The 24,349-nt window shown below is 45.0% G+C and carries 18 protein-coding genes and 6 pseudogenes; 8 read left to right on the top strand and 16 right to left on the bottom strand.

Annotated elements, in window-relative coordinates:
* Positions 1 to 282: 282 nt before the first annotated feature.
* Positions 283 to 645 carry a DUF4377 domain-containing protein gene (locus CS022_RS10935; protein WP_129122303.1) on the top strand — a complete coding sequence of 121 codons (363 nt, stop codon included), beginning with the start codon at positions 283 to 285 and terminating at the stop codon, positions 643 to 645.
* A 58-nt stretch (positions 646 to 703) separates the two neighbouring features.
* Here CS022_RS10935 and CS022_RS27700 read toward each other — a convergent pair whose 3' ends face one another.
* The 10 genes and pseudogenes from CS022_RS27700 to CS022_RS26285 form a co-directional block, all read right to left on the bottom strand.
* Positions 704 to 1,153 carry a type II secretion system protein gene (locus CS022_RS27700; RefSeq protein ID WP_129122302.1) on the bottom strand — a complete coding sequence of 150 codons (450 nt, stop codon included), beginning with the start codon at positions 1,151 to 1,153 and terminating at the stop codon, positions 704 to 706.
* A gap of 90 nt (positions 1,154 to 1,243) precedes the next feature.
* Positions 1,244 to 2,872, bottom strand: coding sequence for a BatD family protein (locus tag CS022_RS10925; RefSeq protein WP_161569609.1), 1,629 nt, complete (start codon positions 2,870 to 2,872; stop codon positions 1,244 to 1,246).
* 29 nt (positions 2,873 to 2,901) lie between these two features.
* A complete protein-coding gene (locus CS022_RS10920; protein WP_129122300.1) occupies positions 2,902 to 4,800 on the bottom strand; it encodes a vWA domain-containing protein in 1,899 nt (632 codons plus the stop codon).
* Positions 4,793 to 5,754 (bottom strand): annotated as a pseudogene (locus tag CS022_RS10915) (vWA domain-containing protein). Before CS022_RS10915 ends, CS022_RS10920 begins: the two are co-directional and overlap by 8 nt.
* A 72-nt stretch (positions 5,755 to 5,826) precedes the next feature.
* A pseudogene (locus CS022_RS10910) lies at positions 5,827 to 6,267 on the bottom strand (DUF4381 domain-containing protein); the annotation flags it as partial.
* Entirely contained in the window at positions 6,264 to 7,238 is a 975-nt protein-coding gene (locus CS022_RS10905) for a DUF58 domain-containing protein (RefSeq protein ID WP_129122299.1), read from the bottom strand. The gene CS022_RS10905 and the pseudogene CS022_RS10910, both read right to left, overlap by 4 nt.
* Positions 7,235 to 8,191 (bottom strand): AAA family ATPase, encoded by a 957-nt coding sequence (locus tag CS022_RS10900; RefSeq protein WP_129122333.1) that lies wholly within the window; start codon positions 8,189 to 8,191, stop codon positions 7,235 to 7,237. Before CS022_RS10900 ends, CS022_RS10905 begins: the two co-directional genes overlap by 4 nt.
* Before the next feature lie 274 nt (positions 8,192 to 8,465).
* Positions 8,466 to 9,827: pseudogene (locus CS022_RS10895) on the bottom strand (8-oxoguanine deaminase).
* A 248-nt stretch (positions 9,828 to 10,075) separates the two neighbouring features.
* Entirely contained in the window at positions 10,076 to 10,345 is a 270-nt protein-coding gene (locus CS022_RS26290) for a type III PLP-dependent enzyme domain-containing protein (RefSeq protein WP_235869461.1), read from the bottom strand.
* A 170-nt stretch (positions 10,346 to 10,515) separates the two neighbouring features.
* A pseudogene (locus tag CS022_RS26285) lies at positions 10,516 to 11,109 on the bottom strand (alanine racemase); the annotation flags it as partial.
* Between the two features lie 390 nt (positions 11,110 to 11,499).
* Here CS022_RS26285 and CS022_RS10885 point away from each other — a divergent pair.
* Entirely contained in the window at positions 11,500 to 12,441 is a 942-nt protein-coding gene (locus CS022_RS10885; protein ID WP_129122298.1) for an FAD/NAD(P)-binding protein, read from the top strand.
* Positions 12,442 to 12,552: 111 nt separating this feature from the next.
* A pseudogene (locus CS022_RS28075) lies at positions 12,553 to 12,902 on the top strand (DUF3088 family protein).
* A 98-nt stretch (positions 12,903 to 13,000) separates the two neighbouring features.
* On the opposite strand, the gene CS022_RS10875 reads toward CS022_RS28075, so the two are convergent.
* Complete coding sequence (locus CS022_RS10875) at positions 13,001 to 13,300, bottom strand: DUF4242 domain-containing protein (protein WP_129122297.1); 300 nt, start codon at positions 13,298 to 13,300, stop codon at positions 13,001 to 13,003.
* A gap of 519 nt (positions 13,301 to 13,819) precedes the next feature.
* Between CS022_RS10875 and CS022_RS10870 the strand changes: the two genes are divergently transcribed.
* Together CS022_RS10870 and CS022_RS10865 are read left to right on the top strand one after the other, a co-directional pair.
* Complete coding sequence (locus CS022_RS10870) at positions 13,820 to 14,854, top strand: AraC family transcriptional regulator (protein ID WP_129122296.1); 1,035 nt, start codon at positions 13,820 to 13,822, stop codon at positions 14,852 to 14,854.
* 44 nt (positions 14,855 to 14,898) lie between these two features.
* On the top strand, positions 14,899 to 16,464 hold the full coding sequence (locus CS022_RS10865) for an AMP-binding protein (RefSeq protein ID WP_129122295.1): 1,566 nt from the start codon (positions 14,899 to 14,901) through the stop codon (positions 16,462 to 16,464).
* Between the two features lie 12 nt (positions 16,465 to 16,476).
* Here CS022_RS10865 and CS022_RS10860 read toward each other — a convergent pair whose 3' ends face one another.
* A complete protein-coding gene (locus CS022_RS10860; protein ID WP_129122294.1) occupies positions 16,477 to 17,136 on the bottom strand; it encodes a hypothetical protein in 660 nt (219 codons plus the stop codon).
* A gap of 319 nt (positions 17,137 to 17,455) precedes the next feature.
* On the opposite strand from CS022_RS10860, the gene CS022_RS10855 reads away from it, so the two are divergent.
* A complete protein-coding gene (locus CS022_RS10855) occupies positions 17,456 to 17,926 on the top strand; it encodes a nuclear transport factor 2 family protein (RefSeq protein ID WP_235869460.1) in 471 nt (156 codons plus the stop codon).
* A 59-nt stretch (positions 17,927 to 17,985) separates the two neighbouring features.
* On the opposite strand, the pseudogene CS022_RS10850 reads toward CS022_RS10855, so the two are convergent.
* The 4 genes and pseudogenes from CS022_RS10850 to CS022_RS10835 all read right to left on the bottom strand — a co-directional run bounded on the left by CS022_RS10850 (position 17,986) and on the right by CS022_RS10835 (position 22,148).
* Positions 17,986 to 19,367 (bottom strand): annotated as a pseudogene (locus CS022_RS10850) (class II fumarate hydratase).
* 16 nt (positions 19,368 to 19,383) lie between these two features.
* Positions 19,384 to 19,761 carry a hypothetical protein gene (locus CS022_RS10845; RefSeq protein ID WP_129122293.1) on the bottom strand — a complete coding sequence of 126 codons (378 nt, stop codon included), beginning with the start codon at positions 19,759 to 19,761 and terminating at the stop codon, positions 19,384 to 19,386.
* Positions 19,762 to 19,972: 211 nt separating this feature from the next.
* Positions 19,973 to 20,800: a DapH/DapD/GlmU-related protein gene (locus tag CS022_RS10840; RefSeq protein ID WP_201746257.1), complete on the bottom strand. Its 828-nt coding sequence runs from the start codon at positions 20,798 to 20,800 to the stop codon at positions 19,973 to 19,975.
* Between the two features lie 883 nt (positions 20,801 to 21,683).
* Positions 21,684 to 22,148, bottom strand: coding sequence for a GNAT family N-acetyltransferase (locus CS022_RS10835; RefSeq protein ID WP_129122292.1), 465 nt, complete (start codon positions 22,146 to 22,148; stop codon positions 21,684 to 21,686).
* A 348-nt stretch (positions 22,149 to 22,496) separates the two neighbouring features.
* Between CS022_RS10835 and CS022_RS10830 the strand changes: the two genes are divergently transcribed.
* Positions 22,497 to 22,970: a peroxiredoxin gene (locus CS022_RS10830; RefSeq protein ID WP_129122291.1), complete on the top strand. Its 474-nt coding sequence runs from the start codon at positions 22,497 to 22,499 to the stop codon at positions 22,968 to 22,970.
* Between the two features lie 250 nt (positions 22,971 to 23,220).
* Positions 23,221 to 24,348 (top strand): efflux RND transporter periplasmic adaptor subunit, encoded by a 1,128-nt coding sequence (locus CS022_RS10825; protein ID WP_129122290.1) that lies wholly within the window; start codon positions 23,221 to 23,223, stop codon positions 24,346 to 24,348.
* Position 24,349: the final 1 nt, after the last annotated feature.

The raw sequence follows: 24,349 nt of genomic DNA, 5'->3' as shown, positions 1-24,349 counted from the left end.
TAGGATTCCCTTAGTTTTCTGCTGTTGCACTATCTAGGGTAAACACTTTTGTCATATTTGAGAGCAAACTACTCGTGCTTACTTGATCTGTTGTCAAAAATCGAAGCCATATTGTTGAATGTTTTTTGCGCAGATGCTTTGTTGGGCGGATAGTACGCAATGGGTATCGATGCGATATTTTCAGGTGGCCCAGCGTCATATTGATGTAAAAATAGATGATATTCTGCGGGTATTTCGATTAAAATGCGCCCGATCCTAATGGTATGGCTATATTGGTGAGTTATGTTTAAAAAAGCGCTCGTTCTGCATGTGTCGATTTTATTGGCTGCCTGCAGCAACCCTCAGCTTCCTAACATCGATGTACCGCTGTTTAAACCGAGAATCTCTCCGGATGCAGATTTGCTGGTGGTAGATATCGCACCAAAGAAAGAATTCTGCGTGGGATTGATCCCCGGGAAGTGTTTGGTGGTTGATGGTGAGCTTTTTTACGACCAGATTCAGGGGTTCCGCTTTCAAGAGGGGTATCATTACAAAGTGAAAATGGCTGTTGAGAAGGCTTTTTCTGGAAGTGGTGTCCAGGCTAATGCAAGCCCGTACAAGTATACGCTTGTCGAAGTAATGGAAAAATCTGTACAGCCATTTTGATGATGCTGCTGAATAATGGGTAATAAAAAGCCGCTTTAAGCGGCTTTTTATTACCCATTTAAGTAAGATGCCTACAGTCGACAACTTCAACTAATGGCGGGATCCAGCTAGGTTCTGTTTCGTATTTGACGCACCGTTTTAGGTTGCTGCTAAGGTAAAACTCCTCCGATTGGACATCAGCGTACTTGTTTATTTTCCATCCTGTTTCCAAACCATCGATCACATTAAGAATGCTCTCGCCTTCTCCTGTGCCTGTTGGCCATCCGAAATGCACCTGTGTGCCATCTGCCAAACGTGTAAGTTTCTGTTTAGTTTTTCCTTCCAGTATTGCTTTGGAATGCACGATATTAGCCGCATCGATTATTGTACCTTTTAAGCTCTGCAGATCAGCCTCGTTAGCGTCGTTCCCAAGGTTGAGGAATTTGGGGGCGGCAGTGACAGCCAAAATGCTTGTCAGCACAATGACGACAACCAATTCAATCAATGTGAAGCCAATTTGTCTCTTCATGTTTCCTCGTACGTATTTCTGATTTTCAAAACAATACCTGAGTGGTCAAAACAAAAGGCGGATGAGGTCCCTGCCTTTTCGTCATCCCACTCAGCGGTTATTAGATGGCACCAGAGGTGCTAAATCCGTATCCGTACGATTTTCTTGAAGCTTCTTTCCATTACTTTTTTCAAGCATCTCCAAGAGTTTTTTGTTGTCCCAAGATGTGGTCTCTTTGCTGTACATCGAGGCATTCATTTTTTCTATTTCGTGCTTAACGCTATCTTTAATTTTCTTAGGATGGTTATCTTGCCGCCAGCGTTTATAAGCATTCTGAATCTGAATAGGATGATTCTCTTTTACAGCGTCAAACAAATTTTCCGATCTGGTTGGAGCATTAAAGGAAAAGTCCGGTGAATCAATGCGCTGACGGCGGCTGGTAACAACCCAGCCTGTGGCAGTGGCCAGCCACAAAACACCGAGAAGGGCGCTCACATAGGGCCAAATACCTGCATCAACGATTGTCACTACATCATTGACGTTTTGTGTTTGAGGTGCCACTTGAACAGGGCTGGTGCCCACCGTCGGTAAGCTTTGTTCTTTGGCCGGAGTGACCGTGAGTGTCAGTGGGGAGATCTCGCTGCTCTTTTCTGTCCCTGAAACAGTGTCCCACCAGGGAATAACCAGGCCGGGCAGTGTTATGCTTCCCTCTGACTTTGGGATAATGACTTGCTTAAGTGTCATGATGGTGTAGCCATCTTCATCACCATATATTGGTTTTTCGTCATAAACACGCACACTGTCTGGATAGCTCAGTTTAATATCAGGAAGACGGCTCTGACTGACGTTTTTAACCCTGAGTGTGATAATACGTGTGATCGGCTCTCCGGCTGCAACGGTGGTTGATTCTGGTTGCCAATCCTGAAGTAGATTGAGGTCAGGGGTCGGTAACCAAAGCCCTTTGAAGGACGCAGGGATCGGTGCGACGGATAATGTAATGTCGTCTGATTTGCGGTCAACAGGGATATTGACTGAAGAGCCAAATCGTCTGCCTTGCCGGACGACACTGCCTATGAGCTGTGAGCCCGTGATCGTCATTGTTCCATCCACTTGCGGCGTTACCTGATAGGTACGCGTTATCATCAAGTAGCGCTTGCCGTTTTTCACGACATCCTGTCTTTGATCTTCGCCGATCTGTTCGACACTGAGCCCGGGCGCGGAAGGTGCCGTCAGGCTCGCTTCTTGTAGGTTTTCAGCGATAAAAATACGGAGCTGATAACGTGTACTTTCACCCACATAAAGTGTCGTTCTTTCAAGTGATGTCTCTATCTGAATATCTAATTGTTGCGTAGCGTTAATGTTGGCTTTTTTTACCTTTACCCTGATGGGGGTTGTTTTAGCACCGGATATATCGAGTGAGGGGATCGTAAACGTCCCTTCTTTACGCGCAGCCAGACCTATTTTCCAGGTCACATTTTGTGAAAACTCACCATTAATCCAGTTTGTGGCGCTTGAAACACTGGGTCTACCGACCTGAAAATCCTGCTTAAGCGAGGATATGTCTAAGCTGTCAGAATCAACATTGCCGTTGACAGTCACCGTCAGCTCAAAGACTTGATTGACGGAGACGGGGTTGTCACTGACCGTAGCGACCGCCTCCAGTGCACGGGCATTCGACATGCCTGCAAAGGCAAATAAGACAAAAAGTAAAAACGTTTTGAAAAAATGTGACTTTTTCACGTTGTTATAAAATCCTTTCATGTGTCTGACTACCAGCTCTTTTCTGCTGATTCCGGTGCTTGCTTTTGTCGCGCCTGAAGGAGTATTTGTGCCCGTATGAGGCCACTTGGGTCATTGGGAACCTGCTCAAGTTTCTTCAACGTAGGATTACTTTGTTGAAGAGCATCAGATGGTGTGCCTGATTCTCCAGCGCGGGCAGATTGTTCATTTTCATCTTTTGCTTCTGAACCGTCGGAAGAGGGAGCTGGACTCTCTGCCTCTTCGCCATGGCCACTTTGCTCAGAAGACGCTTGTTGATCATCTTTTTCTTGCTGCTCATCATGGTTATTTGGTTCGGGTTTACCCGTAGCTTGTTGATGATTGCCGTCAGATTGGTCAGCATTTTCGCCAGATTGTTGCGACTCTTGCTGGTTGTCGGATTGTTGATTTTGAGCCGATGAAGATTGTGTCTGCTCATTTTGCTGTTCGGAACCCTCACTGCCGTCTTGATTCTGTTCTGAATCTTGTTGTGATTTGTCAGATTCCTTGTTCTTATCTTGTTGCTGTTGCTGTTGCTGTTGCTGTTGCTGTTGCTGTTGCTGTTGCTGTTGCTGTTGCTGTTGCTGTTGCTGTTTTGCAGCTTTAACTTTTTCAAGGTTCTTGCTGGCATCACTGAAATCAGGGTGCTCTTTAAGCAACTTATCGTAAGTTTCTATCGCTTTGTCATAATCGCCATTTTGCGCGTAAGCGTTACCAAGGTTATACCTTGAATTAGGATCTCTTTCTTCTTCTAGCGCTTGGATAGCCCCCTCGTAATCACCTGCGCGATAGCTTGCGATACCTTTCCATCGCTTGTCTGCAAACCCTTTCGCAGCGGCATCATAATTCCCTTGTTCGAAAGCCTCATGAGCGATTTGGTCTTCGGTTTTCCAAACACCTGCGTAAGAATGGCTTATCGGCATAATGCACAGTGCTATTGCAACAACAAGTCCGCGTCTAAATCCAAACAGACTCAGGATCAGCAAAGGAACAATTAACCAAAATCCGCCATTTTGTTTTTCTTCCAATGTTTGCCCTTCAGACTTTTCGGTGTCTGTCCCCGTTGTTGCTGTGCGGGCGATTATTGCATCAATGTCTTTTCCGTCACTTCTTACAAATCGGAGCACGCCGCCTGTTTTGTTTATCAGTGTCGCGAGTTCATTAATTTGAAGCTTTGCGACAACGGGCTTTCCGTTTTCATTCAGTAAGCTGCCATCAGGTAATTGGATAGGGGCGCCTTGTTGCGTCCCAACGGCAAGTACCGATAGCCGATATGGTGTATCTGCGAGGGTTCTTTCTAAATCAGATGCCTCTTGGCTGTTCACACCGTCAGTAATTAAAATAATGTCACCTGAATGATGACCAGCCTGATTCAGTAATTGGATTGCCTGTTCAATACCCGCCGAGGCATTACTGCCGGGGTAGGGAATCAATTCTGGCGACAATGAAGGTATTTGGTTGGCTAATGTTGCGCTGTCATCAGTCAGTGGACTGATCACATAAGCGTCTCCAGCGTAAGCAACCAGCGCCGTAGCCCCTTCTTTCCAGCCGGGCAGCAAATCAAGAGCTTTGAACCTTGCTTGTGACAAGCGGTTTGGTGCCACATCCGTGGCATACATTGAGCGAGACATATCCATTACCAATACACGGGAGCCCGCAAGGTGGTATGCAGGGATAGTTGTTTTCTGCCAACTTGGGCCTGCCAATGTTATCACCGCTAAAACCCAGCCTAAACCCAACAGAATAAGGGGTAGGACACGCGGCGTCGTCTGCTCAACTCCCATGTATTTTGTTAGGTGGTCGGCTATGAGTCCAGATTGACGACGACCGCGGACAAGCAGAGGCAGGATCAGTAACAAGGGTGCTAAGGCTAAAAACCAAACGGGATAGAGGAAAGTAAACTCAGCCATATTGTCTCCTTAACAACACGATGAAAACAGAAAGAACAAGCGCGACTGTCAATGGATAACGGAAAAGCTCGTCTCTGGGTCTCCATGTTTGCTCGGCGGTGTTGACTGGCTCTAGCTGGTTGATGAGCTGATAGATGTTCTCTAATTCTTTTGGGTTACGGGCACGGAAGTACTTTCCTCCTGTCAGAGCAGCAATTTTTGTCAGTGTGGCCTCATCGAGATCACGTGAGGGGTTGATACGTTCTGTGCCAAAGAAACTGCGATGAAGTATTTCGTCGGCACCTACACCCACTGTGTAGATCGTGACATTGTGTTCTTTAGCCAGTTCGGCGGCTTCTATCGGGTCGAGCACGCCGGATGTATTTGCCCCATCACTGAGCAGGATAATCACCCGTTGAGGGGCGTCGCTATCGATAAAGGTTTTCGTGGCAATGCCAAGCCCTTCACCAATAGATGTGCTGTTACCAATCATTCCGGCTATGGTGCGCTCAAGTTGCTCCTGAACAGTTTGTCTGTCAAAGGTCAGCGGGGTTTGTAGGTAGGCATGCTCGCCAAAAACAACCAGACCAAGGCGGTCACCGGGACGTTGCTTGATGAAATCACTGACAACAGTTTTTACCGCAGATAGTCGGTCAGTCATCCCAGCAGTTGTTTTCATGTCCTCGGTTTCCATCGACAAAGACAAATCAATGGTCAACATCAGGTCTCGGTGTTCTGGTTGATATCAACCGGATCGCCAAACCAAACGGGTCGCGCGCAGGCCGCAACAAGTGCAAACCAGAAAAGTGCCATGAGCGCTTTTCGCCAAATTGTGCCGGGCTGTCGTTCAGCCAATCCCGAAGGGAGGCTGGGAAGCGTTATCGGTGCCTGACGTACAATCGGTTTAACAAAGAAATAAACCAACAGTGGCAGAGGCAACAATACAAATGCCAGTGGCCATGCGAACTCAAACATTCTGCCTCCGGCAACTTTCTCCCGGTATACGCCCTGATTGCTTTTTGCCGGCGGAAGGGCGTGTTTCAGCCATTTCCTGGCTACGTCATGGCATTGTCTGAATTCTTCCTCAGAGAGTGATTCTGACGAGAATAGCCCTTTGCGCCAAGTCTCTGATAAGTCAGTAAAGGAAGACGAATTACCTTGAGTCGTATCCAAAAAAGCCAGCCAGTTGTGACCTGAGAGTTTTGCTACATGGTCGCGAGGAAAATAGCTAAGCGCGGCTTTTCTAAGTAATTCATTGACCGCTGTCAGCCCGTTTGAAGAATTTAGGCCGTCAAGCTGCTGGAGGGCCTGTCGTTGCGCGGCCCTGTTTCTAGTATTTTTTCTGAACCTAATAATAGCAATGACAATAAGTACAACTGCAACGACGAATACCAGCCACCAGCCCCATGCTAATGGCCAGTACGTAGGCGCATCAACGAGGTGAATGTCAGCCAGGGGAAGAGGCGTGGTTTTTATATCCTGACTCACATCGGTTTACCTCTTGTCTGCGTTGTTGCCACTTTATTCGACAAGCCAGATGTCAGTTGGGCCAGAAGCGGCTCTGCTGCCGAGAGAGAGTGCACTGGAATGGCAAGAGCGCGCGCCATATCTTTGATGAAATCCTGATGTTGCTGAAAATGGAGACTGAATCGACTGCGGGTTCTTGCTGATGAGAAATCAAGCCATGCAGACTGTTTGCGGTCACTGACTTGTTCTGTTCCTCTGAAGTCCGTTTGGCCTCGTTCAAGAGGATCACTGATCCGGACGAATTGAATGCGGTTATGCTGTCGCATGCGGCTGAGCGTCAGTCTGTCATTATCGTTGAGTGACTGAAAGTCGCTGATAATGACTATTTCACTCCCCTTGGGGCAGAGGTGATGAAGGTGCTGCAATGCCTTGGAGAAGGTGTGTTTTTCATGCTGCTCTCGGTGTTCTTGCTGAACCTCTTGTTGCGCCTCAATCAGCGTATTGATGACATTCAAAGGCCCTTGTTGACGCGCGGTAGGTTTACAATCTCTCAAAGACAAACCGTTCGATATGACGGTTCCAACTCTGTCTTTCTCGCCAACAGCTATCCAACTGAGTAAGCTTGCAAAATGTGCTGCCTGAACGGATTTCAGTAATAGCTTAGAGCCAAATTGCATCGAAGCGCTAAGATCTACCATCAACATAACGGGTTGTTCGCGCTCTTCGCTAAACAGTTTCGTGTGGGCTTTGCCCGTTCTTGCGGTAACACGCCAATCGATAGCACGAATATCGTCACCCGCCTGATACAATCGCACTTCGGCAAAATTCATTCCGCGCCCTTTGGCGGAACTCCTGTGTTGGCCGCTCATCTGTGACCACACGCTTTTTGCGGGAGGAAGCCAACGTATGGTTTGGCTTTTGTATTGCAGCATTTCAGGTAAAGACAAGGTCACCCCGTCACTGTAACGTGGAAGTTGTTGCTCTTGTGTCATACTGCGGCGACCTGATTCAACAGTTCATCAATCAGTAAGTCAGCCTGAATACCTTCTGCTTGAGCTTCATAGCTCAGCAGAAGACGGTGGCGCAAGACTGGGTAAGCCATTTTTTGCACGTCTTCTGGCGTGACATAATCACGACCACTCAACCAAGCATGAGCACGGGCACATCGATCGAGTGCCAGTGTAGCCCGAGGACTTACTCCCATTTGTAACCAGCTATCGAGTTTGTCGCTGTAGCGTCCGGGCTCTCTGGTTGCCATAGAAAGACGGATAATATACCGCTCAACATCTTCTGCCATATGGATAGTCAGCACTGCCTTACGCGCCTCAAAAATCTCAGGCTGAGAGATATGAACAGTGTCAGCGGCTGTTTCGCCCAACGCCTCACCACGATTAAGCCGTAAAATCGCGAGTTCGCTTTCTTCACCGGGGAAGCTCACGTTCAGTTGCATGAGAAAGCGGTCTAGTTGCGCTTCCGGCAACGGATAAGTGCCTTCTTGCTCAATCGGATTTTGTGTGGCCATGACGAGGAAAAGCTCTGGTAATGTGTGAGTTTTACCACCTGCCGTAACTTGCTTTTCCGCCATGGCTTCGAGCATGGCAGCCTGCACTTTCGCCGGTGCACGGTTGATCTCATCGGCGAGGATCAGTGCGTTAAAAATCGGCCCTTTTTGAAAACTGAAATCGCCTGTTTCCGGGCGGAAGATGTCAGTACCAGTCAGGTCAGCAGGCAGTAAGTCAGGTGTGAACTGAATGCGATGAAAGTCGCCTTCGATACAGTCAGATAAGACTTTAACGGCCCGTGTCTTAGCAAGGCCAGGCGGACCTTCGACCAAAATATGACCGTCCGCCAACAGTGCGATAAGAAGTTCTTTAACCAGTTCAGGCTGACCGATAACCTGACTTTCGAGATAGGCATTTAGCCGTTGAAACAGATTCACCAACATAAGCTGAAACATTTAATCCTATTATTTTTGACTCTGAATATGCCTAACACGAACGCTTCGGCTTTCTTTGGAGTCACGAAAGAGTCGAAAGTTCGGGGCTGACGTAAAATAAACGGCTTATTTTTTACAAAATACTGTAGAGGGAGGTCAAGAGGCTCTGTGTCTCAGTGAGATTATGGTAAAAGTTTAGCGGGTCAAACTGACGGCAGTGATACGTATTTGACCCATTATGTCTGGAGATATGAGCCGGGATGGCCTACAAACTGACAATCGCCTATTTAGCTTGGCTCATTTTGCTGGCAAGTCTTTTCGCTGCCGCTCGATGCTGATGGATGAGTGAATTGACGTCAAGTTGATTGACGGTCCATCCTCAACGCGCCAAGCTCCGTTCACCATTACCCTGTCTGCGTGTTGTGCACCACAAAGTACCAATGCAGCCAGTGGGTCATGGCTGCCGGAAAAGCGAATGTCGTCGAGTTTGAACATGGCAATATCAGCCATTTTTCCTGCCTGTAGCTCGCCAATATCGGTTCTGCCAAGACACGCTGCTGAGCCTTTGGTCGCCCACCTGAACGCGTCTAAATGACTTATTTTTGCCGAGCCATAACGCAACCGTTGTATATATGTAGCCATGCGTAACTCGTTGACGAGGTTTGAACCATCGTTAGAGGCTGAGCCATCAACACCAAGGCCAATATTTGCGCCTGCAGCCTCCAGTTCGAGGTTACGGCAAATCCCAGAGGCCAACATCATATTTGAACTTGGGCAGTGGCATATGCCTACACCCGCTGCACCGAGGCGAAAGATCTCTTCTTCATTAAAATGGATGCCATGGGCTAACCATGTACGACTGTTCAACCAGCCAACGTGCTCAAGATAATCAACGGGCCGCATACCAAATTTCTCAAGACAGAACGCTTCTTCATCTTCCGTTTCACATAAATGGGTATGCACCATCACCTGTTTATCCGCAGCCAACTTGGCAGTTTCTTTCATCAAATCTGTGGTGACTGAAAAAGGTGAGCAGGGCGCAAGGGCAATTTGTGTCATTGCACCGTGACTTGCTTGATGATAAGAATCAATGAGACGAAGGCTGTCATCCAGTATTTGTTGCTCTGTTTGAATGGTATGACGAGGCGGAAGCCTCCTTGGTCTTTACCAAGCTCATAGACCCGCGTGTGAGCACTGTGCGTAATCCGAGTTTCTCGGTTTCTTGCACCTGAATATCAATGGCGTGTTCCAGCCCATGAGGGATGAGGTAGTGGTGATCTGATGCTGTTGTGCACCCTGATAACAGTAATTCGACGGAAGCGAGCTGCGTTGATAACCTCATCATTTCTTCGTCAAGACCTGCCCAAACTGGATACAAGGCCTTCAGCCAATGAAAAAGTTCTTTATCAAGTGCGTCTGGGTAGGCGCGGGTCAGGGTTTGATAAAAGTGATGATGTGCGTTAATCAGGCCCGGCAAAATAACGTGTTGTGATGCATCGAAGACGTCATCAAAATGGCAGGAAGGCGCACCGCCGCTCGCGACGAGCTCAACGATTTTGTCCCCATCAACAACGAAACCACCGCTTGCATCATCGTTGTTGCCAGTCCAAATCGCCAGTGGTGACTTTATCCATAGTGTCGCCATCCTATCTCTCCCTGTCTCACTGAAAAACACTCTCTAAAGTGTAGTCAAACCTGTATGCACTCAATGTGTCGTATTCACGCTCTATGCTTCAAAACTTTTGGTGAGATCATTTGCATGAGAGAGTTAGCGACAGTGAAATTGTATACAATTCCCTTCGATTTTTTGGTGTTAAAGCTGAGATGACTGGACATTTGTTGATGTAAAACAGGTCTCGTTAAAGACCTGTCAGAGTGGGGATAAGAAAATAATCAGTCGCTACGGCCTCGGCCTTTAATAGACCATGACTCAACAACCTCGCCATTTCTGATGCCATAAAGCCTATCGAAATTACTCAGCGTGGTGTCACAATGGCTTGGCAGCATGAGAAGTTGCCTACCGATATCGACGAAAGTTTCTCCTTCAGGTAAGTGGAGGATCCCGTGTTCATCGCCGCCGCTGGCGTAGCTGATATCTGAGCGTTCATCGACTTCGGCCGGTCCCATATCAACAGAAAGGCATTTGGTGCCTGCATCAACCACGGCTCGTGAGGGGGTGGGGCGGCTGATAACGGTTGTCCATACTTTGAGGCTGGTGCAAACTGATGGTTGGTTGCTGCATCGTTTTCATCGCCGATTTTTTGGTAAGACGCATCCATAAAAATATATGAACCCGCTTGGATTTCGGTATATCCCAACCCCTCATAGGCTTCATAAGTGCCTGTGCCGCCGCCGCTGATCACTTCAGGGGCTAAGCCTTTAGGGATTAATTCTTGATTAATGAAAGCAAAAACGTCTTCAACTGCCTGCCGAGCGACGCGGTTTCTCTCGTCATACCCTTTAACATGTTGAAGATGCCCACTGTATGCCTGGATGCCTTCGTAATTGACGTTCGGTGATGAAACAATGAGTTCAATGAGGTCAACAAGTGTCTGATCTGGCATGACTCCGCACCGTTGTTGGCCGCTCTCCACCTCAATCATAAGCCTGACATTCACATCGGCAGCAGTGGCAAACTTAGAAATCGCCGTGACGTGTGCCTGATTGTCGATGACTTGAACAAAACGCGCGTCTGGGTAATTGGTATGAAGGTCAATGAGCCGCTGATATTTTTTTTCACCTGCAATCGGTGTGGTGATTAAAATATCATTAACACCGCCTTTTGCCATCACTTCCGCTTCGCCGAGTTTTGCGACACAGATGCCTTCCGCACCCTCCGCTATTTGTCTTAACGCCAGTTCAGGGATCTTATGCGCTTTTGTATGTGGTCTGAGCTTAAGCCCTTTCTCATTGAGGCGTGATTGCATCTCTTTCAAGTTCGCATCAAACAGCGTCAGATCGACTATCAATGCGGGAGTATCAAGTTGATTCAAGGTCATTGCTATTTACCTGTCAGCTGCCACTTTAACAAGTGACGGATTTTAGATGTTAGGAGTGTAAGGAAAGGGCTTTTTTCAAAGAAATATCGAGTCTTGAAAATGTGACATTGAGCACACCAAGAACAGCTCCGTATGATACTTAAAAGTCAATAAAAACAATATTTTATGAAATATACGAAAAAAAACACTTCTCAAAACTTGAGCATTGTCTAATTTATTCTACATTTGAAGTCTATTGGTTCCAGTTAAAAAATGAAAATAAAAGTTCCAGAGCGAAGTCTGTGGTAAGGAACGCAAGCAACGTCAGAGGATTTCATCATGCAGGACATGACACTTTTAGCCTATAAAGCGCGTACAACCATCCCTGATTACGTCGATACATTGGTGATCGGCGCGGGATTATCAGGTCTTTACAGTGCGTGGCAAACCGTAAGACACAATCCCGTTAGCACGGTATTGGTGCTGGATAAATTCAAACTAGGAGATAACCCGAGTGGCTCTTCCTTAGAACGGAAAGCCAATACGACGTCACCAGAGCAAGCATCATCACAAAGTACCGTCAATATCTTGGATCGGTTGATGAGTCGCTATAGCTCGTTACTTGAGGGTGTTGAGGAGCCAAAGTCTGTCTTTGAAGCAAGGTCAAGTGAAAAGAGAAACGAGATAAATGGATGTAAAGTCTGGGCGGAATCATACTACTTGTCAGTCAAAGAACGCATGATTGCGCCATCGTCTATGCTGGTCACCCTTTTTTCTAACGTCATTGAGAACAACCCGAATTTTGCTGCGAATGAGATTGAAGTGGGGCAAGACTTTTGGCACAAATTTAGTGAGCAATGCGAATGGCAAGGTAAGTCTGTAAAATACTGGACCTTGTGGGATCTGCTCGGCGATATGGGCTATAGCAACGAGGCAATAGCCATGCTTTGCCATGCTTCAGGATTTAACAGTGCATTTATCTCATCAGTTAATGCAGGGATCGCTCTGCAATTATTTCAGGAATTCCCGTCAGAAAGTCAATTTGACACATTAAATGATGGCCTAAAAACATTTCCGTTGACGCTCGTTCAAGAGATTGGCAAAGATAAAGTGGTGTTTGGTGCCAACGTCACTCACATACATAAGAAAAACGAACAAGGTTACTACCCGGTTAGCTATATGCTGACGACAAAAGAAAACGTCACTGAAAGGCAAATGGTTAATGCAAAGAATATTATATTAGGCCTTAAATATAATGATCTGTTGTCTATGGTTTCTTAAATTTTAACGTCTAATGTGTGATTATTTCTGTTTAGAGACGAATAGATTGAACAGTTACCTATATAACTGACCTGGTGGTAGGAGGTATCACCTAAAAGTTGTGAGGGAAAAATGAAGACAGTTCTATATCTATTCAAACGTGACTTTACAGATGATAGCGCAGGCGAAGGGACGTTTTTCTGTCCTTTTTGTTTAAGAGTTGAAGGCCTAATGGCTATGTTTCCTGAAATAAGGCATAACGTCGAGGTCAGGTATGTTGACTTTCAAAACCTAGGGGCGATTTGGGTAAGTATTTAGGGGAAGGTAGCCAGAGCTGTCCTCACCTTTTATTTCCTGAAGGTGATGATGCCTGGTCAATTAACTATTCATCGACATCTGAACAAGGAATGATTCACATAGATAGAACGAACCATATCCTTGAGTATTTCATCAATCGATTTGAGCTCCCGAGATCGCACTAAAAAAAACGCTTTCTCCTTAGAGAAAGCGTCTAAAGAACAAGTTACGTCTGTTTGAAGGCAGCGTGACTCGTGTTGCTTCTGTCGGTAGCTACTTAAAATCACAAGCAACTAGCGAACAATTCGTCTTTAGCAGACTGTTCAACTTCCCTTGTTGTGAAGTTTGGCAGTCCCGCACGTCGATTCGCTCTCTGCACGGCCTTGATATCTTTTGCTAAATTAAGATACGTAGCCACGCCATCCTGCGCACCAGCGTGTGAAACCAAGTTAACTACTCCCTCTTCTTCGCAGATTTCAACATACTTCGCACGGAAGTCTTCTAACTCCTGTTTTGAAGAAAATGTTGGGACACTATCATCAAGGCGACTTAACGTATCCATAAAGAGTTTAAGTTTTGTCATTATTATCCCCTAAAATAACTGGTGTTCTGAGCGTTCAACACACCATGAGGGCCGATGACATAACATTAGTGTCTGAGGATATCTTTGAGTTCCAAATACTATTCAATAATATTAGAAATCGTTTATCATCCTTGGTGGTGACGTGTTTAACTACGCGTATTCTTCAGTGAATATCTTATTTTACAAAGGCTTAATTCTATATCGACATGAGTTAAAATACTCGAATAGCATTATTATCTAGTGATTAAATGCTAAGTTTTCTAGATATATTATAAAATACATCTAAAAAACATATAGTAAGGTGGGAGATTATTCGATTCAAAAATGAAACGTAGTGTCTTAATTTTTCTCATATTTAAGGTTCTCATTAATTAGACAGCACTTCGGCTAAAAATTATGCTTAATTTAGTTTTAATAAACAATTATTCAGAAATGAAATATAAATAATTGGCTCTGATCAGAAAAGCTAAACAGAGAATGCTTTTCTTATTTTGGTGAGAGTCGGAGAAGCAGGAAATAATGGCAGGGACGTATAGCACGACAAGTGGCTGGCTCATTACTTTGACGCGCGCGATGGAAACGTGCGGGTTGGATGTTGATTCATGCCTGAGTGATGCAAACATTGATCGAGCGTGGGTTAAGGACCCAGAAAAGCGAATCTGTCTTGATGCATTTTCTCGCTTGATAAAATTATGTAATGACCGACTGACGGAGAGAAACTTTTCTGTCATTCTCGGTCGTTCGCTGCATCCAGGTATGTTTCATGTACTTGGCTACTCTATGATGACATCAAGTACACTTAATGATGCCTTTAAACTCATTGTCACTTACCAAAAAATATTAACGGATGCATGCAGATTCGAAATTGATGAGGGTAGAGACTCTGTCTGCCTCTCGTTAGCTGTTCAGCAATATGATATGACTAATCGCTCGGCAATGGACAGAGAAGTTGTTGAGTCTTTTTTATCTGTGATTATCGGTTTTACTCGAAGTCTTATTCACGACAAATTTAACTTGAGTAAACTTGAATTATCTTTTGAACACCCTGAAAACAATACCGAGTATCTTCAGTCTTTCTTTGATTGCGAGATAGAATTTGGTTGTGAAAAAACACAAATAGTTTTTGATAGGCGATATCTTCATGAACCGTTGTCGGTTGCTAACCCAGTTGTAAATCTCGCCCATAAATCTGTACTTAATGAATTTCTCTCTCGTGTAGAAAGGCATGATCTGACTTATTTAATAAAACACGAAATATATAAATCTTTGGCGTTAGGTGCACCATCGCAGCAAGAGATTGCAAAAAACCTTTGCATGAGTACACGGAACTTGCAGAGAAAACTGTTCGAACAAGGAACAAACTATAAAGAGATCTTGGAAAAGACGCGGTATTCGCTTGCGATGAATTACATGCAACAGGCGCATTTGAGTTTTTGTGAAATTAGCTATTTGCTTGGCTTTTCAAATGTCGGCAACTTCAATCGAGCATTTAAACGATGGACAGGAAAATCACCTGGCACATACCGAAAAACATTAGCTGAGAGCAATAATTAAACTTTACCTGTTTAAAACACAGGACGTTATTTCAGGGCCAAATAATGAACATTGAACTAAATGACATGACAGATGTAGCGATAAATAAAGAATTTAAAAGTCTCGCTGATTTGTTTGAATTCAGTATGGGAAAATTTTCCAAATCTATTGCTTATTATCATAAAAATGAGCAGATAACGTTTGCTGAAGTCGATGAAAAAAGCCGTGCTGTTGCGGGATGGATCCAAGAATATACAGATTTGGTACCCGGTGACAGAGTGCTCGTTCAACTTCCTAATATACCTGAATTTGCAATCATTAATTATGGCTGCCTTCGTGCTGGTTTAGTGCTGGTTAACATATGCACAAGTATCAAGGATATCGGTTACCTACTCCAAGACTCAGAAGCAAAAATCGCCTTCTTTTCAAAAGACATTAATCCTGACTTGGCTTCTACTCATCTCGACTCTTCCCTTGAGTTTCGGGTGAGTATTGAGGCACACGACCTCTCTGAGAACTCGCTCAGCCTAAACGACATCTACGAGAAAGGGTGTCTTATAACGCTACTTCCACGTGACTCTGATTTGGATGATCTTTGCCTACTTCAATACACAGACGGTACGTCGGGAAGACCTAAAGGGGCGTGTCTTTCACACCGAAACATCATTACTAACCTTTTGCAGCTCATGCAAAGGGTAGAAAATGTACACGACAGAAACTCTGAGATAGTGGTTTGCCCGCTGCCCTTTCATCATATCTTCGCGTTTGTTGCTAACTTTGCGCTTACATTCAGTTGTGGTAACGCGAACATACTCATTCCCGATCTCTGGGATACAAAACATATTGTAGAGGTGATGCGAAAGCATAAGGTGACATGCTTTATTGGCATGAACTCCCTTTTCCATTCATTGTTGGAAGACGATGAATTCATCGAATTAGACTTTACGTCGCTCAGTTCTTCATTCTGTGGTGGTTATCCTCTCTCTGTTTCTGTTGCTGAGAATTGGCGACTATTGACCGGTATTAGGATCACTGAAGGATATGGACTCACTGAGGCATCTATGGGTGTATGCCTTAATGAACCGGGGAATGAACAGTTGGAAACTGTTGGTCCACCGTTAATTGGAACATCTGTTGAAGTGTGGAATGAGAACGATGAGCCTCTGGGGTTTGGAGAAGTTGGACAGATTGTGGTGAAAGGACCGCAGGTCATTAAGCGATATTGGAAAGATGAAGCGCTGAACGAAAAAATGTTTAGCAGTGATGGGTTCCACAGAACAGGTGATTTGGGCCTTCTTCGCTACAACGGACATATTAAATTACTTAATAGGAAAGACGACTCAATTTGGGTGGGAGACTCGATTGTTTACCCGCGAGAGGTCGAAGAAGTGCTTGTCAGTGCGGACGGTGTCAGAGAGGCCGTAGTGATTGGAGAAAATGATCCTCTTAAAGGAAGTCGACTGCATGCGTTTGTGATTGTAACGAAAGACTTCGTGTCTAAAAGTGAATTAATTGAGTATTGCCGCGATATGCTGCCTGATTTCTATGTGCCAGAGAAGGTCACTGTGACCGAACGTTTGCCTCGTTCTTCTCTGGGACGAGTGCTACGAGGCAAACTCAGAGGGCAATAGGCTATCGCTGGTTTATTTTGCGGCGTCAATGAGTTGTCTCGCCCAGATATTTTCTGGATCAATCCGAAGGGATGCTTCCAGCGCGGCTATGTAAGCGTCTTGCCCCTTCATTTCCTGTAATATAAGCGCTTTCCAAATCTGATTTTCTGCCTTTCCCCAACACACCTGATCACACGGCAGCGCAAATGCGTTTTCAGCTTTGTTTATCAGGCTAAGTGCGCGTTCGTTATTACCCCCAAACAAAGATGGTGTATTGAATGCATTCACTGCTTTGGTCATCAGTAGTCTTGGATTATCTGGCGTTTTCTGCGCTGCAGCTTCCAGCGCATCATCAATCTTTGAGCCAAGAAATACTGCTTTGATAGGGCTTAAACCAATTTGTAAGCCATGCGCAGATGCTTTCAAAATGAGTGATTCTGAGTCATCTTTTCCATCGAGAAGAGAAATAACGTTCTCTAATGGACGTTTGGCCTTTTTCTTCTCACCTAAAAAATTATACAAAAATGCCAGTCGGTAGTGCGCATAGGCCGCGCGATATGTTTTGCCTTCGTTAAACTGCTCTAATGCACCAATGTTCATTTTATTTACTGCGCTTTCGATATCATCGAAGATATCAGCTAAACTGCCGACAGAAAAAAACACAATAAAAAGCGTTGTGAGTATATTTTTCATTCTTAATTCCGTTTTCCCACATATAAGGTAGAAGCTCTGTCTGGCAGTTTTTCTGATTATTATTCTGGGTGCAAGGCAGACTGTGTTTATTGCTACTCATACAGCCAGAAGAAGCGATCCTTTCAATGTGAAACATGAGTAGCTAACAGAGGGACATTAGGAGTCTTAGTGTAACTACATGTTATAAATTATTAAATTAGGTTCGAGTCGATTGTTACGTTTTTCGTATCAGTGAAATAGAAAAAAGCTCTCTACTCAGTTGATCAAATTTTTTTTATTCTCTTTCTCAACAAATCAAAACACAAATATGGGAATCACAATGAACACACTAAAAAATATAATGATGGCGTTACTTATCACTTTTTCAGCTAACGCGACGGCAGCTCATCACGGCCATGAAAACGACAATATTAAAATGATTGAGGCCTATTTTTCTTCTCTAGCCGCTGGTGACATGGAAACGTTTGCTGGTTTTTTTGCAGAGAATGTGGTTTGGCATCAGCCGGGAAAAAATAAGTACTCGGGTGCAAAAAATGGATTCAGAGTTATCGGCCAGATGATTGGTGGAATGATGCAGGACACGCAGGGAACATTCGTCGTTAAACAAAATGGTGACGTGATGGCTAACGGTAACTTGGTGTCCGTTGAAGTAGCGTTTAGCGGTAAAAAAGGCAATACAAGCATCGACATGACAGGCCACGATCTGTTTAAGATAAAAGATGGCAAGATTGTTGAAGTATGGTTGTTCTCAGAAGACCAAAAAGCAGAAGATGCATTTTGGGGTAAATAAGGCAAAAACAGAAAAAGGCAGCTTCTCGCTGCCTTTTTAGTTTCATAAAAACAAGCCGATTAGTCTGCAATACCGCCTTGAGTGAGTTTTCTGGGGTTAAGAAGACGTTCAAGCTCTGAACGACCCAGGTCTGTTTCCTCTTCCGCGACATCGATGATAGGTCGTTGCTCTTTATAGGCTTTTTTAGCAACCTCCGCCGCTTTAAGGTAACCAATTACTGGGTTCAACGCTGTCACCAGAATCGGGTTTTTTGACAGCGCTGCATCAAGGTTATCTTTACGAACGACGAATGAAGAGATGGCTTTGTCCGCTAACAAGCTCGAACTATTAGCTAGGATCTCGATGCTTTGAATAATATTGAAAGCGACGACAGGGAGCATAACGTTTAGCTGAAAGTTACCTGACTGGCCAGCAATAGTGATAGTCGTGTCGTTACCGATAACCTGTGCGCACGTCATTGCAACAGCCTCAGGGATCACTGGGTTTACTTTACCCGGCATAATTGACGATCCGGGTTGCAGCGCTTTTAGCTCAATCTCACCTAATCCTGCGAGAGGGCCTGAATTCATCCAACGCAAGTCGTTAGATACCTTCATCAATGCGACTGACAGCGTTTTCAGCTGACCAGATAGCGCCACAATGGCATCCTGGGTTGACAAATTATAGAAAAAGTCTTGGCTTGGTTGGAAACTGACACTTGTCAGCGCAGTCATCTCTTGCGCGAACAGAGCAGCAAAGTCGCTGTGGGCATTAATGCCAGTGCCAACGGCCGTGCCACCTTGTGCCAATGCTTGTACTTGGCCGAGACTATTATCTATGCCTGCCATAGCTGCTTCAATTTGTGACTGCCAGCCGCGAAGCTCTTGCCCAAAGGTAACTGGCATCGCATCCATGAGGTGTGTGCGACCTGTTTTCACAACATCGTTCAAGTCGTCGCTTTTTATTTTAAGCTGCTCACTTAAATGTCTCAACGCAGGCAATAATTGTTCGTATACCGCGACAGCAGATGACACTTGGATCGCGGTAGGGATAACGTCATTACTGCTCTGACCCATATTCACATGGTCATTGGGGCTGACAGGCTCGCCAAGTTTGGCACTCGCTAATGTGGCGATAACCTCATTAGCGTTCATATTAGAGCTTGTGCCTGAACCCGTCTGGAAAACATCGACCGGGAACTGTTTTTCAAAATCACTTTCAAGCAGTAACTGGCAACTTTCCGCTATCGCATTGGCAATGTTGCCATCAAGCAGGCCTAACTTTGCGTTTGCCAACGCAGCAGCGTGCTTAATTGTCACCAGCGCTTGATAAACTGAGACGGCATTGTCAGGCTACTCACTGTGAAGTTATCAACAGCTCTTTGAGTCTGGGCTTGATAAAGCGCATCAGCGGGAACATGAACGTCGCCCATACTGTCTTTTTCTATTCTATGGTCTTGCATTTAGTGGTCCTGAATTTTAGTGAAAAAAGCAAACCTTCTGGAGGTCGTGCTGAAGCGAAAGAAACTTTTCATGGCCGCCATCAAATTCAATGTAGTACCTCTTAAGTGCAATCAAAGGTCCATGAATATGATCAATGCAAAGTTGGCGGAAAATATCTGAACGATTCACACATCCAATTGCCATTAGCATGTTGTAGTAGACTCGACGGAGGAACAATTCTTCAAGAAGCGCGTTAGTTTGCGCACCCTCGCTGCAATATACCCCTGTAAGATTAAGCCCTGCAGAGATATAGCCTACAATGATGTCGTACTCGAACCCTTCCTGACATTCATTGGAGAGAAAGCGTTCTTCCTCAGCAAAGAATGTACGATAAAGCGCAGCATTATCTGGCATGGTAAAGTCTCTTTTAAATCGCAATGATAATAATTATCAATAACATTTGTATTTTTTCAAGCTGAAGATTGAGACTTTAGAGATTGATCGGGTTCAATGTTGTTCGATTCAGTGCGGTCCCGTCGAGACCGCAGACTTGGTGGGGATTAGTCGTTGCTGTGCAGGTTTTGGTTTAGACCGCCCCAACGAGAGGAATCGGTTGGCAATGCCTCTAGCTGCCAGTTTGACTATTGCGGCGAAAAAGAAGGCCGGAGTGCCCTGATAATACGCGAGCACTGACTACCTCTCCATCAGGCAAGCGTACCTTGGTGCCCGCAGTAAGATAAAGGCCAGCTTCAACTATACACTCATCACCAAGCGAAATTCCGGTGCCTGCATTTGCGCCGAGCAAGGTATTTCTACCTAGGGAATTTACCTGTTTTCCGCCACCTGAAAGGGTTCCCATAATAGATGATCCCGCGCCGACATCAGAGTTTTTTCCAACGACGACACCCGGCGTAACGCGTCCCTCAACCATTGATGCGCCAAGTGTACCCGCGTTAAAATTCACAAAACCCTCATGCATGACCGTTGTACCGGGCGCTAGATGTGCCCCGAGGCGGATTCTGTCCGCATCGCCGATCCTCACTCCTTCAGGAATAACGTAGTTAGTCATTCTGGGGAATTTGTCGATAGAGGTAACGGTGAGGTGGTGTGGCTCTTTCGAAATGGCAGCTTTAAGTGTCTCTACATGAGCGGGAAGTACTGGGCCGGCAGATGTCCAAGCGACATTTGGCAGCAAAGAGAAAATACCCTCTAGATTTATCTCATTAGGCTTGGTTGCACATTCGGAGAGTAAGTGAAGTCGAAGATAAGCATCTTCGGTACTCAGAGGTGGCTCTGACAGGTCATGTATTTCAAGCGTAAAACACTCACCCCTAATTAATCCTTTTTCAATCGCTAGGCAATGGCGCTCAATAGACTTGTTACTGCGTGGAAACCAACTATCGAGCGTAATACCAGTGTTGACATCAATGTACTTGTGCCCATGTCTTATCATTCTAACTTCCTTGTAATTGATAATTATTATCACTAGCTGAAAAGTTGAAGTGATTCAAGAGATATTTAGGGGGGATGTAGCCAGGTACTTATAAGTTCAAAATGTGTTGGTTTGAGCGAGAGCCGACAAGCGATTAATGTTTCAGCGAAGGAACCGATAGGGAAAGTTTAAAATAAGGCATGAAGACGCGAGAAAGGATCCCGCAGAATATCTAAGGAGAGTCGCTTTTACAGTTGGCGATTTTCCATTTGCAGATCAGCTCTCTTTTTTCTGGAGGCAGCCGCCGTCCACCCACTTGCGTTATCTCGTACTTGCGACATTGTTTTCTTACTCTTTCCGTGTTCTCTTTTCTTTCAGAAGACGGCTCAACACTGTTGTCGTTTTTATCTGCAAGTGACGCGCTTTTGTGAGTTGATCCAATGGGAATAATTTTACAACTCATCTTTAAATGAAATCCCTATAAATAACCGTTGACCATAATACTGTCAGTTTCGTCTTGATTTGATAGTTAAGCAACATTTATCATAGCAACGTTGCTGAAAAATCTGGCGAAGTAGAATGGCTCAAAGTCGAGACATAATTATAAATAAGTCTTGAACTGTCTGAATTGGGCTTGTTTTATGAACAACCTGTCATCATTCATTAGTAATTGCTTTAATGCTTACTCAGTACCGACTTCTTTCAGTGTCAGTCAGTCAAATTTAGTTCCAAAAAAAATAGAAAAAATGATGATATCTGTTTAATGTTAGATGCCCTGGTAAAAGGCGTATACATTATTCGGGTTGCGGCCATATAAAATCAGGCCCGCGATATGAATAATGAACCGCGGACCTGTGATGTGTCGAACGAAGCTGTTGTTGCTTCTATCAGCCTCTGACGGGCTCTAAAGAACTTTAATGAGCTGCCTGCAAGGGGTGTCTTCTCCCCACAGATCGTCGAAGTCTTCCAGCGCCATAAAGCCATGCTTTAGGTAAAATTTCATCGTAAGGGCATAATCTGCATTCCCTGCTTTGGGGCTAAGGGTTTTTACCTGAAGAAACTTAACACCTTTGCTTCTGAGTGCGTCTTCGACATTTTTGAGCAGGTGACTGCCAATTCCATGTCGATGATACTCGCGTTCTATACCCAAAACATGCAGCTCTGCTGAAGTTTCAAAGTGCTCGCTGATCGTAAAAAAGCCAACTGTTCTACCGCATTCTCTCGCGGTATATGTATCCATGTTGTCGATTTCAGAGACATATTCGGCAAGTGAGTCTTCACAGCCAAACCATTCTGGTAATGTTCTTAATACTGCCTCACATTCTGCCCCGCAGTTTTTTGCTGCAGGAAAGTATTGGATATTTCCCATGCTTTATTTCCGTATATTTCATCATTGGTTACTCGATATTCGTGTGCGGTCAGGGATGATTGCTGCAGCTCGTGGGCTGAAGTCACAGTTGTCATATGGACAGTATTTGCTGAGTGCCGCAGGCACAGCGCATACACTGTGAAATTATTGTGTTTTGATGCGTATCATTTGTTCTGTAAAGCACCATTCATTCAACGTGTTGAGTCATTTACTGCGGCGACGTTCAAAAATTTTTTCACGGTTGAGGGCAGAAATGATCCTCAGGCACATAAATAAAAGTATTAGCTGCAGTTGATGCTTGATTTAGTGCACTATCAGGCCAAATCTCTATGTAGGAAGGAAATAACCATGATTGAAAAAGGCCAACCTTTACCGTCTGCGACTTTGAGTGAGCTAACTTCAGAGGGCATGCAATCACATCAAGTCGGAGAACTGTTTGCAGATAAAAAAGTGGTTTTATTTGCTGTGCCGGGTGCATTCACGCCAACATGCTCTGAAGCTCACCTTCCAGGCTACGTCGTATTAGCCGACGAACTTAAGGCTAAGGGTGTGGATTTGGTTGCGTGTGTATCTGTGAACGATGCATTTGTAATGAAAGCATGGGGTGAGGCACAAAATGCCGGTGACATTGCAATGCTGGCAGATGGTGACGCAAGCTTTACTAAAGCGCTGGGGCTTGAAATGGATACCGCAGGCTTTGGCGGTGTGCGCTCTCAACGCTATGCAATGGTTATCGAGAAAGGCGTTGTCACAGATGTTTTCGTTGAAGCACCAAAGTCTTTTGAAGTGAGTAAAGCTGAATACGTTTTAGCGAATTTGTAATTACTTACGTTAGTGGGGGCTCTATGCTTCCACTTTCCACTTTTTGTCATCTCACTAAATTTTTTCACTTATCCCCATCGCTATATATTGCTGACTTTTCAACATATTGACCTATTGTTTATATGGTATTGTTCGTTGCGTCTGAATCAAGAGAAAGATAAGCAACGTAATCTTTGGCATTGTATTTCATTGTTCGATCCTTTGACGAAGTCGCCATTTAAGCGGCCTGTATTTAGCAAGGTGAATATTTGTGAGTGTGTTGCGTTGGTTATTACCAATCATGATTCTTATCGCCAGTGCGGGCGGCTACTACGTAATGACCCAATTGGGGGACAAAAAAGAAAAGCCTCCAAGAGAGAAAAATATCCCGAGTGTCACCATAACCATCGCAAGAGAAATTGACCATCAGGTGACGCTGACAAGCTTTGGTGAAGTGTCTTCCGCTGAATCGACTAGCTTGTCGTCACGGGTCGCCGGAGTTGTTGGCCCGCTTCACCCAAACTTTGTGGTCGGTGGAATTGTGAATCGGGGCGAAGTTTTATTTGTTGTCGAAGACGATGATTATCAAGCCGCTGTGATTGAAGCCGAAGCCCAGCTTGCATCTGCCAAAGCCGCGTTGATTGAAGAAAAAGCGTTGGGTGATGTTGCTGCTCGTCAGGCGAAAGCAATGTCGAAAGACAAAGTCACCTCTTTGTTTCTCCGAAAGCCTCAGTTACTCAGTGCAAATGCTCGTGTGAAGTCAGCGAAAGCTGCGCTGCAGCGTGCGAAACGCGATTTGGAAAATTGCAAAATACTTTCGCCATTCAATGCGCTAGTCATTTCAAAATCTCTGGGAGCAGGGCAGTTTGTTAATAGGGGGGCCCAGCTAGCAACCCTCAGCAACGTCGAAACAGCGGAAATTCATTTACCAATTGCTGGTTTCGATATCAAACACCTGCCCGCCAAATTACAGGATATCAATGTTTCAATTAATGCCGAATCCATTAATGGGCTGCGAGCGGCTAAGGTTGTTCGAAATATTGGTATCGTTGATAGCAAGACGAGAATGTCAGGCCTGGTTGTCAGTATTGAGGACCCATACTCTCTGTTGTCAGGTGAGCCTACGTTAAATCTCGGTACATATGCGACAGTTACGTTGTCAGGGAAGTCATTAGAGGACGTTTTCATGCTGAGACAAGAGGCATTGCAAAATTCGTCGGTGTGGATCGTGAATGACACCAATACGCTTGAAAAACGTTCTGTTGACGTGATTTATCAGTCTGGTGAGTTTGTGTATGTGCGGGGGGATATTACTGACGGCGATAAGTTGGTTATTACTCTGCCTGATTTCCCTCAGAATGGAATGGCGGTCAATGCCCTTCCGTCCTCAGCGCAATAGG

This window comes from Veronia nyctiphanis (genome assembly GCF_004116385.1).
Taxonomy (GTDB): Bacteria; Pseudomonadota; Gammaproteobacteria; order Enterobacterales; family Vibrionaceae; genus Veronia; species Veronia nyctiphanis.
Note: the sequence above shows the minus strand (reverse complement) of the source record. Positions and strands in the feature narration are given on the sequence as shown.